This window comes from Microbacterium sp. ABR10 (genome assembly GCF_057812175.1).
The window spans coordinates 313,619-327,364 of record NZ_CM173821.1; the positions used below are offsets into that span (position 1 = coordinate 313,619).

15 protein-coding genes are annotated in these 13,746 nt (G+C 70.5%); 4 read left to right on the forward strand and 11 right to left on the reverse strand.

Going from position 1 to position 13,746, the window contains the following annotated elements:
* The gene (locus ACXKZF_RS01335) at positions 1 to 570 is read left to right on the forward strand and encodes a nucleotidyltransferase family protein (protein WP_055960265.1); all 570 of its coding nucleotides are present in this window, start codon (positions 1 to 3) and stop codon (positions 568 to 570) included.
* 101 nt (positions 571 to 671) lie between these two features.
* On the opposite strand, the gene ACXKZF_RS01340 is transcribed toward ACXKZF_RS01335, so the two are convergent.
* The 6 genes from ACXKZF_RS01340 to purS form a co-directional block, all read right to left on the reverse strand.
* Positions 672 to 1,601 carry a 2-hydroxyacid dehydrogenase gene (locus ACXKZF_RS01340; RefSeq protein ID WP_488985163.1) on the reverse strand — a complete coding sequence of 310 codons (930 nt, stop codon included), beginning with the start codon at positions 1,599 to 1,601 and terminating at the stop codon, positions 672 to 674.
* 152 nt (positions 1,602 to 1,753) lie between these two features.
* Complete coding sequence (locus ACXKZF_RS01345) at positions 1,754 to 3,202, reverse strand: FAD-dependent oxidoreductase (protein ID WP_488986023.1); 1,449 nt, start codon at positions 3,200 to 3,202, stop codon at positions 1,754 to 1,756.
* A gap of 2 nt (positions 3,203 to 3,204) precedes the next feature.
* Positions 3,205 to 3,699: an ureidoglycolate lyase gene (locus tag ACXKZF_RS01350; RefSeq protein ID WP_488985164.1), complete on the reverse strand. Its 495-nt coding sequence runs from the start codon at positions 3,697 to 3,699 to the stop codon at positions 3,205 to 3,207.
* A 225-nt stretch (positions 3,700 to 3,924) separates the two neighbouring features.
* Positions 3,925 to 4,638, reverse strand: a complete 714-nt coding sequence (locus ACXKZF_RS01355) for a GntR family transcriptional regulator (RefSeq protein ID WP_488985165.1) — start codon at positions 4,636 to 4,638, stop codon at positions 3,925 to 3,927.
* A 10-nt stretch (positions 4,639 to 4,648) separates the two neighbouring features.
* Positions 4,649 to 5,356, reverse strand: a complete 708-nt coding sequence (gene purQ / locus ACXKZF_RS01360; RefSeq protein ID WP_488985166.1) for a phosphoribosylformylglycinamidine synthase subunit PurQ — start codon at positions 5,354 to 5,356, stop codon at positions 4,649 to 4,651.
* Complete coding sequence (gene purS / locus ACXKZF_RS01365) at positions 5,353 to 5,601, reverse strand: phosphoribosylformylglycinamidine synthase subunit PurS (RefSeq protein ID WP_055959693.1); 249 nt, start codon at positions 5,599 to 5,601, stop codon at positions 5,353 to 5,355. Before purS ends, purQ begins: the two co-directional genes overlap by 4 nt.
* Positions 5,602 to 5,772: 171 nt before the next feature.
* Between purS and ACXKZF_RS01370 the strand changes: the two genes are divergently transcribed.
* From ACXKZF_RS01370 to ACXKZF_RS01380, 3 genes are all read left to right on the forward strand, one after another.
* Positions 5,773 to 7,227: a glycoside hydrolase family 1 protein gene (locus tag ACXKZF_RS01370; protein ID WP_243224212.1), complete on the forward strand. Its 1,455-nt coding sequence runs from the start codon at positions 5,773 to 5,775 to the stop codon at positions 7,225 to 7,227.
* A gap of 32 nt (positions 7,228 to 7,259) precedes the next feature.
* Entirely contained in the window at positions 7,260 to 8,273 is a 1,014-nt protein-coding gene (locus ACXKZF_RS01375; protein ID WP_488985167.1) for a LacI family DNA-binding transcriptional regulator, read from the forward strand.
* A gap of 81 nt (positions 8,274 to 8,354) precedes the next feature.
* Positions 8,355 to 8,945, forward strand: a complete 591-nt coding sequence (locus ACXKZF_RS01380; RefSeq protein WP_488985168.1) for a hypothetical protein — start codon at positions 8,355 to 8,357, stop codon at positions 8,943 to 8,945.
* A 6-nt stretch (positions 8,946 to 8,951) separates the two neighbouring features.
* Here the strand turns inward: ACXKZF_RS01380 and nhaA are convergent, their stop codons facing one another.
* The 5 genes from nhaA to ACXKZF_RS01405 all read right to left on the reverse strand — a co-directional run bounded on the left by nhaA (position 8,952) and on the right by ACXKZF_RS01405 (position 13,746).
* Positions 8,952 to 10,283: a Na+/H+ antiporter NhaA gene (nhaA, locus tag ACXKZF_RS01385; RefSeq protein WP_488985169.1), complete on the reverse strand. Its 1,332-nt coding sequence runs from the start codon at positions 10,281 to 10,283 to the stop codon at positions 8,952 to 8,954.
* 120 nt (positions 10,284 to 10,403) lie between these two features.
* Complete coding sequence (locus ACXKZF_RS01390; protein WP_488985170.1) at positions 10,404 to 10,631, reverse strand: hypothetical protein; 228 nt, start codon at positions 10,629 to 10,631, stop codon at positions 10,404 to 10,406.
* A 247-nt stretch (positions 10,632 to 10,878) separates the two neighbouring features.
* A complete protein-coding gene (locus tag ACXKZF_RS01395) occupies positions 10,879 to 11,847 on the reverse strand; it encodes a glycosyl hydrolase family 32 (protein WP_488985171.1) in 969 nt (322 codons plus the stop codon).
* Between the two features lies 1 nt (position 11,848).
* Entirely contained in the window at positions 11,849 to 12,787 is a 939-nt protein-coding gene (locus ACXKZF_RS01400; RefSeq protein WP_488985172.1) for a carbohydrate kinase family protein, read from the reverse strand.
* A complete protein-coding gene (locus tag ACXKZF_RS01405) occupies positions 12,784 to 13,746 on the reverse strand; it encodes a carbohydrate ABC transporter permease (protein ID WP_488985173.1) in 963 nt (320 codons plus the stop codon). The genes ACXKZF_RS01400 and ACXKZF_RS01405 overlap by 4 nt, the downstream gene beginning before the upstream one ends.

The following is a 13,746-nucleotide window of genomic DNA, read 5'->3' on the forward strand; positions in this document are numbered from 1 at the left end:
ATGCCGGCCGCCCCCTCCGCTCCCCCCGGCGGGCTCGTGCTGGCCGCGGGTGCGGGTCGCCGCTTCGGCGGTCCCAAGGCGCTCGCCCGCACGCCCGCCGGCACCCCGTGGATCGCGCTCGCGGTCCAGACCCTGCGCGCGGGCGGATGCGGGCAGATCCTCGTGACGCTCGGCGCCTCCGCCGATGAAGCGCTGCCCCTCCTCCCCGCAGGAGTGACCGTCGTCCGCGTGGCGGACTGGCAGACGGGCGTCTCGGCCTCCGTGCGCGCGGGCCTCACGGTCGCGGCATCCGGTTCTGCTCCGTCGATCGTGATCCTGCCGGTCGACACCCCGGATGCCACGGGCTCGTCGGTCGCTCGTCTGGTCCGACGGTCCGCTCCGGACGCTCTCGCCTACGCCGCGTACGGGGGGTCTCCCGGGCATCCGGTGCTCGTCGGGCGGGAGCACTGGAGCGCCGTCGCGGCATCGGTGCGCGGCGATGTCGGTGCGCGGCCCTACCTCATCGCCCAGGGGGCGGATGCCGTCGAGTGCGGCGATCTGTGGTCGGGAGCCGATCGCGACGAGAGCTAGTCACGGTCGCGGTGATCCGCGAATGACCCAGCGCGGCGCGTGTCACCCCCGCTCGGAGCGAAGGATGTGGTTCGCCATCACCGCATCCTCGTTCCGGTCGGTCAGCCCCCGATGACGACGTTCAGCGGCTCCTCACCGGAGCGCAGACGGTCGATCTGGCGACGCAGCAGGCGCGCCATACGCGGGTGCATGGCATCCGTCGCCCCTCCGACGTGCGGGGCGATGAGCACGCCGTCGAGGCTCCAGAGCGGATGCCCCGCGGGCAGGGGCTCGGGGTCGGTCACATCCAGCGCCGCCCGGATGCGGCCTCGCCGCACGTGGTCGACGAGGGCGTCGGTGTCGATGAGGGGGCCGCGGCCCACGTTGACGACCAGGGCGCCGTCGGGGAGGGCGGCCAGGGCGGCGTCATCGATCAGGTGGCGCGTCGCATCGCCCCCGGGGAGCGAGGCGATGACGATGTCGGTCTCGGCGAGCACGTCGCCGAGCTGACCGAGCGGGAAGACCTCGACGTCATCCTGCAGACGACCATGCGAGGCGACGGCGCGCAGCTCCACCTCGAACGGCTTGAGGCGCGCGGCGATCGCGCGGCCGACGCCGCCGAAGCCCAGGAGCGTCACGCGCTGATCGGCGAGCCCGGTGGCGGAGCCCCCGGTCCACTCGCCGTGGTCCTGCGCGCGCACGAAGTCGGGCAACCGCCGCTGCGCCGCGAGGGCGAGAGCCACGGCCAGCTCGGCGGTCGCCGTCTCGTGCACGCTCGAGGCGTTCGCGAAGACGAGACCCGCGGGCAGGCGCCCCTCGACGTTGTCGTACCCGATCGACTGGCTCTGGACGAGTCCGACCTCGACGCTCGAGAGGGCCTCGATGACGCCGTCCATCGACATGTACGGCGGCACCACCATGTCGAAGCGCTCGCGCGGCGCGGCATCCGTCATGTCCCACACCACCACCTCTACCCCGTCGGGCAGGGGCTGCAGGTCGTCGCGCAGCTGAGAGGTGGGCACGGAAACGATGAGGGGGATCTCTGTGGTCACCCGCTTCACGCTACCCGCGTGCCCGCCACGCCGCCCTCGATGGACACGAGGCAGGAGATCTGATGCGGTGTCCACGCCCAGGTCACTCGGACCGGGGCCGAGGAGGGAAGACTCTTGCGTCCTGTCCTCAGCCGAGGGCGATCGGCGCGGCCTCAGCCGACGGGTATCGGCGAGGATGCGCGCGGGCCGATGTGGACCCCGACCGGGACGTCGTATGCGAGGTACTCCGTCAGCAATGCCGCCGAGTCGCGCTCGAACAGGCGTCGTGACAGCGCCGCGGCGAGCTTCGTCGCACCGCCGACGAGTCCGGGGATCTGGTGGCTCAGCATCCCCTGCGACAGGCGGGCTCCGTGGTTGAACATGTGGATGCGCGACAGCGCCGAGCGTTCGCCTTCGCGGCGGCTGACGAGCCCGAAGTCGTCGTCGAGGTAGGGGAATGCCGCCAGTCCCGGGTTCTGGGCGGCATCCTCGGGCGACAGTCGGTCGCTCCAGAGGACAGCCTCCGACGCCACCGACGCCAGTTCCGGGCGACGCGCCAGGTCGGCGGCGATCCCGGTCGCGGCGAAGACGACGTCGTAGTGATGGATGCCGTGCGGCGTGGTGACGGCGATGTCGCTGCCGGTCCACTCCACGCGTTCCCACGGCGACCCGGTCAGGAAGCGGAAGCTGTCGAAGGAGTGCGCGCGCCACAGGGCGTTCTGCGTCGCCGGCTGGTCGACGGCGGAGAGGTGAACGTTGAAGGCCCACTTCTGCGCGTCGGTGAACGAGCCGTAGTTCTCGATGAGGCCGGCGAACTCCATCCACCGGTACGGGCTCACCTGCGGCATCGCCGCCCGCCGCATGTGCACGTCGACGGACGCCGCCCCGTGCTCGAGAGCGGTTGCGGCATTGTCGAACGCGCCCGTCCCCGCACCCAGGATGCCGATGCGCAGGCCCGCCAGCGAGGCGAAATCGATGTCGTCGTGCGTGTGGTGCACGCGCCCGGCGGGAAGGCCGTCGAGCAGCGCGGGCAGGTGCCGGCCGCCCGCACCCTCGATGCCGGTCGCGAGGACGACGTGGTGCGCGGGGAGCAACCACTGCCCGTCGGGACCGTCGAGGTGCAGCTCGAGGGGGCCGTCGACGGTGGTCGGCGAGAGGCTCGCTACGCGCGTGGAGGGGACGACGGTGATGTCGGAGACCTCCCGGTACCACTGCAGGAACCCCTGCCACGCCGTCGTCGGGAAGTACTCGATCTCCTCCCAGGCGTCCGCGCCGTAGACCGCTTCGAACCAGGCGCGCGGGCTGACCGCCGGGGTGCCCCAGGTGGGCCACGCGATGTCCTTCGGCGTTCGGAGCGTGTGCATGCGGGCGTAGGTGGTCCAGGGGCCGGCGGAGCCCGCGGGGGCCGAGTCGATCACCACGACGTCGTCGATCCCGCGGCGGCGCAGGCCCCGGGCCAGTACGAGACCGGCCTGCCCCGCACCGACGATGACGACCGGTCGCACGCCGTCGCGCGCGCCGACCCACGACCGTCCGTCGCCCGCGCTCAGGGCGGCGTGGTGCACCGCGTCGCGCTCGAGGGCGGCGAGGCGGGAGCCTGCGTCGGGGAGGGCGGTGAGCATGCTCACTCCGCGTCGATCACGACGCGCACACCGTAGGCGTCGTCGAGTCGGTGGTTGTGGTGATCGGCGACGTTGGTGTCGTCGAGCTCGAGGTTGACGAAGTCCATGCTCGGGTCGGCGAAGAAGGGACCGGCGTGCCAGGTGCCCTTGCGCATCGTGATGGCGGTGCGCGGCGGGATGCGGAAGGCCCGAAGGTCGTCGAGGCCGGGCTCCTCGATGCCGGGCGCGGCGACGGCGATGGTCCACTCGACGTCGCCGACGGCCATCAGGGTCTGCGTGGTCTCGAGGTGGCGGGTGACGCGCACGAATTCGGCGGGCTTGTCGTCGAGGCGCATGAGGTAGAAGCGCGGGATGCCGTTCGACACATCGAGTACGGCCTCCTCGGCGGTGAAGGGGGTGCCGTCCTCCATCGGTGTCAGCACGACGCCGAACGGGTCGAAGCCGTTGGGGGTGACCGTCTCGGCGGTCAGGGTGTGGGTGGTGAGGCTGTCGGACACGGCTGCTCGCTTTCGTCGGGTGAGGCGAGCGTACTCTTGTCCAACAAGTCGAGACGACACTTGTCCGACAAGTTCACTCGGTGGTTACCTCACCGAAATGCGCGGCCGGTCGAGGCGGCCGGTCGCGCCAGCCGGGCGAGGGAGGAGTTTCAGCGGCGGGAGGACGCCGGGAGGTCCCGAGGTCCTCCGCTCGCCGAATCTCCTCCGCCGCCAACGGCGCAGGCGTCAGGACCGAACGCGCCGGATGAGCGCATTGCGCAGCCCGGGCGGCGCCGGCAGCTGCACCTCGCGTGACCAGTACCCGATGGCGTCGTCAGCGCCGTAGCCGCAGTAGGTCATCTCGATCACGGGCGAGCCGGGCTCGGCATCGAGGATCCCGGCGCGCACCTCGTCGAGCGAGGTCGCGTCGATCCACATCGTCTCCCACGCCACCCGGATGCCGTTGGCCGCCTCGGCGAGGTCGAATACCGGTCGGCGGGGATCGAGTTCGGCCGGGCGCGTGAGGGGCACGAGGTCTTCGGCGAGGGCGTAGGGGACGCCGTCGACACGCCACATCTTGCGGGTGCGCAGCACCTCGGTGCCGTCGGGCAGATCGTCGTAACGGTCGTCGCCGGGAACGAGCGTCAAGCGCTCGGCCGCCACGACCTCGAGAGTCGGCTCGTATCCCGCGGCGCGGATCGACAGCGAGTGGTCGAACTGCTCGTCGATGCGGCGTCCCACCCCGGGCAGGCGTCGGTTGAGAGAGGTGCGCGCGCCCTGCGTGCGGTGCACGTAGCCCCGCTCCTCGAGACGGATCAGCGCCTCACGCACCGAATTGCGGCTCGCACCCGTCAGCTCGGCCAGTCGCGGCTCGGAGGGGAGCGTGTCGGCATCCGCCCGCCAGAGATGCAGGATGCGATCGATAAGCGCGTCTTGATCGGGGGCGCGCTTGTCGGTCACGGGCGGGGCGTCAGGCGGCGGCGCCCACCACGGCGGCGATCGCCGAGGTGAAGAAACCGAGGCCGTCGACGCCGGAGCGCATGGCGACACGGGTGCCGGGGCCGAAGCCGGGCTCGACAGCGTGCTCGGGGTGCGGCATCAGGCCCACGACGTTGCCCCGCTCGTTGGTGAGGCCGGCGATGTCGTCGAGCGAGCCGTTGGGGTTCACGCCGACATAGCGGAAGGCCACGAGGCCCTCGCCGTTCACGCGCGCGAGGGTTTCGGCATCTGCGATGTATCCGCCGTCGGCGTTCTTCAGGGGGATGACGATCTCGTCGCCCGCGGTGAAATCGCTCGTCCATGCGGTCGAGGCGTTCTCGACGCGCAGGCGCTGATCGCGTCGGATGAATTGCTGGTGGGCGTTGCGGATGAGGCCGCCGGGCAGCAGGTGCGCCTCGACGAGCATCTGGAAACCGTTGCAGATGCCGAGCACCGGCAGGCCCTTGGCGGCGGCGTCCTTGACCTCGGCCATGATCGGCGCGAAAGCGGCGATGGCTCCGGCGCGCAGATAGTCGCCGTAGCTGAAGCCACCGGGGAGCACGAGGGCGTCGACGCCCTTCAGGTCGTGCTCGCCGTGCCAGAGGGCCACGGGCTCACCGCCCGCGAGACGGATCGCGCGCTGGGCGTCGCGGTCGTCGAGCGAACCCGGAAAGGTGATGACGCCGATGCGAGCGGTCACTCCACGACCTCGATGCTCACCACGTCTTCGATGACGGCGTTCGAGAGCATCTCGTCGGCGAGCTCGCGCACGCGCGCCAGCGTGGCCTCGTCGACCTCGCCGTCGACGGTGAGCTCGAAGCGCTTGCCGATGCGCACGTCGGAGAAGCGGTTCTCGCCGAGCCGCGACAGGGCGCCGGCGACGGCCTTTCCCTGCGGGTCGAGAAGCTCGGCCTTGGGCATGACGTCGACGACGATGGTGGGCACTGCAGCTCCAGGAGTCGGGTGGCGTTGTGAATGCCAGTCTACAAGAGCCGTCGCGCCATCCCGGATGGCGTGGTGCCGACATCACGGACATGGGAGCGCTCCCATCCGCCGTGGCATCATGGGGAGGTCGGTGAGAGGATGACCCTCGCGCCCACGGAAGGAACCCGAACCATGTCCCACACCCGACCGTTTCCCGACGGCTTCCTCTTCGGTGCCGCCACCGCGGCCTACCAGATCGAAGGAGCAGCCTTCGAAGACGGCCGCACGGCATCCATCTGGGACGCGTTCTGCCGCGTTCCCGACGCCGTCATCAACGCCGACAACGGCGATGTCGCGTGCGATCATTACCACCGCTACGCCGACGATGTGCGGCTCATGAAGGAGCTCGGCCTCCAGACCTATCGCTTCTCGACCTCGTGGTCGCGGGTGCGCCCCGACGGCGGTGCGCTGAATCCGAAGGGCATCGACTTCTACAAGCGTCTCGTCGACGAGCTCTTGAGCGCCGGCATCCTGCCTTGGCTGACGCTGTACCACTGGGACCTCCCGCAGGCGCTGCAGGACAAGGGTGGGTGGACCGTCCGCGAGACAAGCGAGCGCTTCACCGAGTACGCCCTCGACATGCACGACGCCCTCGGCGATCGCGTCGACGTCTGGACGACCCTCAACGAGCCGTGGTGCTCGTCGTTCCTCAGCTACACCGCCGGTGCCCACGCTCCGGGGCACTACTCGCAGGCCGAGGGCATGCTCGCCGCGCACCACCTGCTGCTCGGACACGGCCAGACCGTTCGCGAGCTGCGTGCGCGCGACGCCTCGCTCAACCTCGGTCTGACGCTGAACCTGACGGTGGCGGATGCCGCGAACCCGGCGAACCCCGCCGACCTCGACGCCGCGCGCCGGATCGACGGACAGTTCAACCGCTGGTTCCTCGACCCGGTGTTCCGCGGCGCCTACCCGGCCGACATCATCAAGGACTTCCGCGACACCGACGCCGAGGCCGTGGTCCGGTGGCAGGCCGCCGTGCAGCCCGGCGACCTCGACGTCATCTCGACCCCCATCGACTCGCTCGGCGTGAACTACTACCACGGTGAGTTCGTCGGCGGTACGCCGCCCGAGGTCGAGCCGCCCGCCGGCGACGCCCCCACGACGCGGCCGATCGGCAAGCCCTTCCCCGCGCACGAGAACCTGTTCTGGCACGACCGGGGCCTGTCGCGCACCAACATGGGCTGGGAGGTGCAGCCCGAGGGGCTGACCCGCCTCCTCGAGCGGGTGAGCGAGGAGTACTCCGCCCCCGCCGGCACCGCGCTCTACATCACCGAGAACGGTGCGTCGTACGACGACGAGGTCGTGGTCGAAGACGGCGAGACCCGCGTGCACGACACCGAGCGCGTGGAGTTCGTCGAGGTGCACCTGGCGGCGGTTCTGGATGCCGTCGAGAAGGGCGTCGACGTGCGGGGCTACTTCTACTGGTCGCTCCTGGACAACTTCGAATGGGCCTGGGGCTACGCCAAACGCTTCGGCATCGTGTCGGTCGATTACCGGACCCAGGAGCGCACCATCAAGGACTCCGGCCGGCAGTACGCTCACATCATCGCCGAGCGCGCACTGGCCACCCGACCCGCGGTGTGACCCCCGCGCGAGGGCCCCGAGGAGGCACCGCGATGGAACTCGCACCCGTTCGAGGCGCCGCCACCATCGAAGAGGTCGCGGCGCGCGCCGGCGTCTCCCGATCTACGGTGTCCCGCGTGGTCAACGGTTCCCCCGCGGTCTCTCCCACGGCCCTCGAGGCCGTGCGCCGCGCGATCGACGAGCTGCAGTACGTCCCCAACCGCGCGGCGCGCTCGCTGGCCAGCCGTCAGACCCGCGCCATCGCGCTCATCATCCCCGAGCAGACCGATCGCTTCTTCGGCGACCCGTTCTTCGCCTCGATCGTCGCCGGCATCGGCGAGGTGATCGGTGAGAGCGACTACATCATGAACATGCTGATCGCCAGCGACGACGCGGGCGCCAAGGCGGTCGCGTACCTGCGCGGAGGCAGCGTCGACGGGGCGATCGTCGCCTCTCACCACACGAGCGACACCTTCCTCGAGCGCATCGCCGATGTCGTGCCGGTCGTTTACGGCGGACGACCGGTGCGCGTGCGCGCTGACGACTACTACGTCGACGTCGACAACGTGAAGGGCGGTCGGGCGGCCACCGCCTACCTGCTCGCGCGCGGGCACCGGCGGATCGCGACCATCTCGGGTCCGCAGGACATGGCCGCCGGCATCGACCGCCTGCGGGGGTTCCGCGACGAGATGGCCGCGGCGGGACTCGAGCCCGCGGCCGTCGACGACGGCGATTTCACCGAGATGGGCGGGGCGCTGGCGATGAACCGCATCCTCGCCGCGGGGGAGGCGCCCGACGCCGTGTTCGTCGCGAGCGACCTCATGGCGCGCGGGGCCTACGCCGCCCTGCGTGAGAAGGGCATCGAGCCCGGGCGCGACGTCGCGGTCATGGGCTTCGACGATTCGTCGGTGTCGACCTCGATCACGCCCTCGCTCACCACCGTGCGCCAGCCGTCGCTCACGCAGGGGCGTCACATGGCATCCGTGCTCCTCGATGTCCTCGCCGGTCGCCCCGCGGCGCACGCGACGATCCTGCCCACCGAGGTCGTGGAGCGCGCGTCGGCCTGAGGCTGCGTTCGCCGGCCACCGGGCGCTATCGTGAGCGGATCGGGGCGCGCGACGAGCTGCGCCCGTGAGCGGAGGCTTCGCATGCGAGGGAAGATCGTCCTGACGGTGGCGGTGGTGCTCAGCGCGGTGACCGCGCTCGCCGGGTGCAGCGGAGGCGGGTCGACGCCGGATCCGTCGACAACCGTGTCGAGCGCGGCGCCCGCGCCCACCCCGTCACCGAGCGTGACGCCGAGCGCGACGCCGACGCCGAGCACGGCGGCATCCGTCTCGATCCCCGCGTCGTGCGATGATCTGGGCACCGCGGCCACTCGGCAACAGACGGTCGGCGACCTGACCGCCCAGCACGCCGACGGGTTCGCGCGCCCGGCGCCGACGAACGCCACGACAGATCTGTCGTGCAACTGGATCCAGGAGGAAGCCGCTGCGGTGCTGCTCATCATCAGCAGCGCGAGCGCGGCCGACGTCGAATCGGGGCTCGCTTCGCTGCCGGCGCAGGGCCACCAGTGCCAGGCCTCGGACGACTTCGGCGCACAGTATTGCGTGGCACCCGGTGCGTCGACCGATACCGAAGACGTCGTCGTCGCCCGCGACGGTACCTGGATCTACCTCGAGACCGTCAACGTGAACGCCCGCGCGTGGCTGTCGGAGATCGCTTCGCAGGTCTTCGGCTGACGCCCTTCAGCGGTCGCGGTCGACCGGCTGCTGATAGACGTCAGGCACGTCGTCGCCGTCGGCGTCCACGTCCTCCGCGAGCGCGAGCTGCTTGTAGCGCCGGTTGCGCACGAGCAGCACGGCCGAAGCGAGGACGGATGCCAGGAGCGAGGCGACCATGATCGCGATCTTGGCGTCGTCGGTGTGCGGCGAGCCGTCGGGGAAGCTGAGCTCGGCGATCAGCAACGAGACGGTGAAGCCGATCCCGGCGAGCAGACCGACCCCGGCGAGGTCGATCCACTTCAACGCGGGGTCGAGCCTCACCTTCGTCACGAGAGTGAGCAGACGCACTCCGAGCAGGATGCCGAGGGGCTTGCCGAGCACGAGCCCCGCGACGACGCCGAGCGTGACGGGGTCCGAGACGGCGCGGAGCAGTCCCTCGCCCCCTCCGACGGAGACGCCCGCGGCGAAGAAGGCGAACAGGGGCACGGCGATCCCCGCCGAGAGGGGACGGAAGCGGTGCTCGAACTGCTCGGCGAGATCCATGCCGCGGATCTCGGGCCGGCGACGCGAGGCGGCGACCGGGACGGTGAAGGCGAGGGCGACGCCGGCGATCGTGGCGTGTACGCCCGAGGCGTGCAGGAATGCCCACGCGGCGAAGCCGACCGGCAGGAGCACGGCCCACGCGCCCCACGGGGTGCGCGCGAACCAAGCGCGTCCCCGGTGCGCGATGACGGCGTAGACCGCCACGAGCAGGGCGAAGATCGCCAGCGGTAGCAACGAGATGTCGCTGGTGTAGAAGATCGCGATGATCGCGATGGCGATCAGGTCGTCGACGACGGCGAGAGTCAGCAGGAAGATCCGCAGAGGTCCGGGTAGGTGCGAGCCGACGAGGGCGAGCACCGCCACGGCGAACGCGATGTCGGTCGCGGTGGGGATGGCCCATCCGGCCAGCAGGCTCGGCTGGGAGTGAACGATGGCGACGTAGATGAGGGCGGGCGCGGCGACGCCGGCGACGGCAGCCGTCACCGGCACGATGGCGGTGTTCACCCGGCGGAGACTGCCGACGACGATCTCTCGCTTGAGCTCGAGCCCGACCATGAAGAAGAAGACGGCGAGCAGGCCGTCGGCGGCCCACGCGCCCACGCTCAACTCGAGATGCCACGGCGCGTATCCGAACCGGAAGTCGCGCAGCGCGAAGTAGGACTCGGATGCCGGGGAGTTCGCCCAGATGATGGCCGCGAGCGCCGCGACGACCAGCAGCATGCCGCCGACGGATTCGCGGCGGAGGAGGGTGGTGACGCGGCGCACCTCGGCGTAGCCGGGCCAGCTCGGCGCGCGGACGGTGTCGTGGCTCATGAAGCTCCTTCAGGGGTCGATCGACAGAATGTCGACCAGACTTCCCGACGCACCGCAACCCATTCTACGGTGCGCTGCGCCGCGCGACCGTGCCGGCCGCGCGGCGCCCGCTCAGGCCGACTATTCGTCTTCCTCGGCGTTGAAGTGCGAGGCGGTGTCGGAGTGACCCGCGGCGACACCGTTGGGGTTGTCGGGAATGGTGCCGTCGGTGCCGAGGCCGCCGGGCTTGGGCTCGCCCTCGGAGTCGTCGGAGGTTTCCCCCTCCGTCGGGGACACTTCGACGTCAGCGCCCTCGTACGCGTTCTCGTCTGCGGCGGCCTGAGAAGGATCGGAGATGTCGGATGCCATGAGCGTGCCTCTCGTCGGGGGCGGGGCGTCAGCCTCGCCGGGTGCTCGACGCTACCGAGAGGCGGGGTGGTGGCATCCACCCTTGCGGGGTCATTCCTCGTGTGCTGAGAGCGCGGGGCGCCGGTATCTCCCCTCGCGCGGACGGTGTTGCTCCGCCGACCGCCCCGGTCGGGCGCGATCCTGCGGCGCCTCCGAAGCGCCGAGCGCGCACGGCCCCGAATGGACGTGCGCGCTCGAGCAGCGGGTGTCAGACCGAGAGGGCCGGCTGCTTCACGACGAGGCGGTCGCCGTCCCAGCCCACGGGCATGGGATCGGTGATGCCGCCGACGAAACCACCGTCGGGTCCGACGTTGCGGAACGCCAGCAGCTGCCACGCGCCCGCCCGGTCTCGGATGAGGCGTCCGACGTACAGGTCGTCGTCGGTGATCGGCGTCGCGGAACCGATGTCGAACGGGCCGAGCACGCTGTCAGCGGGCACGGCCCACACCGCACCGCGCGGGTGGCGCTCGCGCACGGCATCCATCGCCTGTCCGGTCATGCACGAGAACAGCAGCACGGCCCGGCCGTCGATCTCCTCGACCTGGGTCACCTCGAGCTGGCCGAAACCGTCGGTGCTCGGTTCACTGACCGGCGCCTGAAGCTGCCACGTCTCCAGGTCGGTCGAGGTGGCGTGCGCGACGACACCGCGGCCGTTGAGCTCGCCGTGCGTGGCGCGGGCGGTGACGTACATGTGCCAGCCGCGGCCTGCAGGATCGGCGAAGACCCACGGATCGCGGAAGGCCTCGTCGTGCCAGTCGCTGTTCGCCAGGCGCTCGTAGATCGTGCCGTCCGCTTCGAGCACCGGGTTGGCGGGGTTCTTGTGCCAGGTGAAGAGATCGGTGCTGGTGGCGTAGCCGATGCGCTGCACGTTGCGTCCGTCGTCGTCCAGGCGCGAGCCCGTGTAGAAGAGGAACCACGTGCCGTCGGCGCGGCGGACGGTCGAGCCGGTCCACGTGGCGAGGGCGTCGAAATCATCGGGGCCGCCGCGCACGAGGGCGTCGGCGACGCGCTCCCATGACACGAGATCGGTCGAGACGGCGTGGCCCACCGAGGCGCGGTAGTGACGGTCCTCCGGATCGTGCAGCGCCCGCGAGGCGTAGAGGAAGAACAGGTGGTAGGCGTCGCCGTCATCGGCGAACCAGAAATCCCACACGTAGGAATCGGCGAGGTCGAACACGTCAGGCACTTTCTTTCGGCGCAGCGGCACGCTGCAGGTCTTCTCTGGTCGGGGGGTCCATGCCCTCGCGTCCGACGGTGATCGCGGCGGCGGCCGCCGCGCGACGGAGCAGGGGAGGAAGGGTGGTCTCGTCGAGTGCGTGCACCGCGGCGCGCAGGGTGGCGACGTCGCCGGAGATGTTCAGGATGCCGTCGAGCAGCGTCCCCATGAACGTGTCTCCCGCGCCGACGGTGTCGATCACGCGGGTCGGGACCGCGGGGATCTCGACGGTGGCGTGCGCGGTGACGCCGAGGGATCCGGCATCCCCGTCGGTGATGACGGCGAGACCGGCGCCGAGGGTCACCCACTCGCGGGCGACGTCGACGGCATCGACGCCGGGATACAGCCACTCGGCGTCTTCGGCGCTGGCTTTCACGACGTCGCTCAGGGCCACCAGGGCTTCGACACGTGCGCGGGCGTCGGCCACGCCGCCGGTCAGGGCGGGGCGGATGTTCGGGTCGTAGCTGATGAGTGCCGAAGTGCGGGCGCGCTCGGCGGCAGCGCGCACCTCGTCGGCACCGGGCGCGAGGGTCGTGGCGACCGACCCGGTGTGGAAGATTCGCGCGGCGGGGACCTCGACGGGTGAGGGGAGCGTCCAGTCGATGTCGAAGTCGTAGGTGGCATTCCCGCGCTCGTCGATCATCGCGCGGGCGGTGGCGGTGCGCTCCGGCTTCCCCGCGGTCCGCAGCTCGACCCCGGATGCCGAGAGCCACGCGTTCAGCGCATGACCGCGCTCGTCGTCGGCGACGCGGGCCACGAGGGCGGCGTCGCGACCCAGGCGCCCGAGGGCGACGGTGACGTTGGCCGGGCTTCCGCCGGGGCGCTCGGCCGCCCCGGCGGAAGTGGTGACGATGTCGATGAGTGCTTCGCCGAGCACCACGACATCGAATTCGCGGGTCATCCCTTGACCCCGGAAGCCGCGATGCTGCTGACGAACGCGCGCTGGAACACCAGGAACACGATCAGCACGGGCAGCGTGATCAGCGACGTGTACGCCATGACCTCACCCCACGCGGTGTTGAGTTGGAAGAAGTACTGCATACCGACCATGACGGGTCTCAACTCCTCTTTCTGCACGACCATGAGGGGCCAAAGGTACTGGTTCCACGCGGGCAGGAACGTGAGGATCGCCACCGTCGCGAACGCCGGGCCCGACAGGGGCACGATGATGCGGCGGTAGATGGTGAACCAGCTCGCCCCGTCGATGCGGGCCGCCTCGTCGAGGGAGGTGGGGATGGTCGAGAAGTACTGCGCGAAGAGGAAGATCGAGAAGGCGTTCGCGATGAACGGCACGATCTGCACCTCGTAGGTGTTCAGCCAGCCGAAGTCGTACTTCACGACGCCGCCCTCCATCACGAGGGTGGGCAGCTGATTGACCCAGTAGACCATCGGCACCGCGATCGTCTCGAACGGCACGATGAGGGTCGCGATGATCAGCGCGAGCACGACGACCCGGCCCTTCCAGCGCAGGCGCGACAGGGCGAAGCCGGCGAGGGAGTTGACGATCAGGCCGAGTCCCACCGTGAGCACGGTGACGAGGATCGAGTTGAACAGGAACTGCGCCACCGGCACACGGTCGAAGACGCCGAAATAGTTGTCGAGGCTGATCTCACCGGTGGGCAGGAACGCCGCGGGGGAGTTGATGTCGCGGAGGATCTGCGCGTCGGGCTTGAGGCTCGACACGAACATGAACACCAGCGGGAAGAGGAAGAACACCGCGAGGATCGACATCGACACGTAGGTGAGGATGCGACCGTTAGGGCCCTCCGTGGAGCGGGTGCGCGTGCGGGTGGGCGAGGTCCGACGCGCGGGGCGTGCAGCCCGCGCGGCGCCGTCAGGGCGCTCGAGGGTACTGGTCAT

Excerpts from the sequence above, each read along its gene's own strand:
- ACXKZF_RS01345 (WP_488986023.1), bottom strand. The coding sequence starts at position 3,202 with ATGCTCACCGCCCTCCCCGACGCAGGCTCCCGCCTCGCCGCCCTCGAG.
- ACXKZF_RS01335 (WP_055960265.1), top strand. The coding sequence starts at position 1 with ATGCCGGCCGCCCCCTCCGCTCCCCCCGGCGGGCTCGTGCTGGCCGCG.
- ACXKZF_RS01375 (WP_488985167.1), top strand. The coding sequence starts at position 7,260 with ATGGAACTCGCACCCGTTCGAGGCGCCGCCACCATCGAAGAGGTCGCG.
- ACXKZF_RS01370 (WP_243224212.1), top strand. The coding sequence starts at position 5,773 with ATGTCCCACACCCGACCGTTTCCCGACGGCTTCCTCTTCGGTGCCGCC.
- nhaA (WP_488985169.1), bottom strand. The coding sequence starts at position 10,283 with ATGAGCCACGACACCGTCCGCGCGCCGAGCTGGCCCGGCTACGCCGAG.
- ACXKZF_RS01380 (WP_488985168.1), top strand. The coding sequence starts at position 8,355 with ATGCGAGGGAAGATCGTCCTGACGGTGGCGGTGGTGCTCAGCGCGGTG.
- ACXKZF_RS01405 (WP_488985173.1), bottom strand. The coding sequence starts at position 13,746 with ATGACCAGTACCCTCGAGCGCCCTGACGGCGCCGCGCGGGCTGCACGC.
- ACXKZF_RS01400 (WP_488985172.1), bottom strand. The coding sequence starts at position 12,787 with ATGACCCGCGAATTCGATGTCGTGGTGCTCGGCGAAGCACTCATCGAC.
- ACXKZF_RS01390 (WP_488985170.1), bottom strand. The coding sequence starts at position 10,631 with ATGGCATCCGACATCTCCGATCCTTCTCAGGCCGCCGCAGACGAGAAC.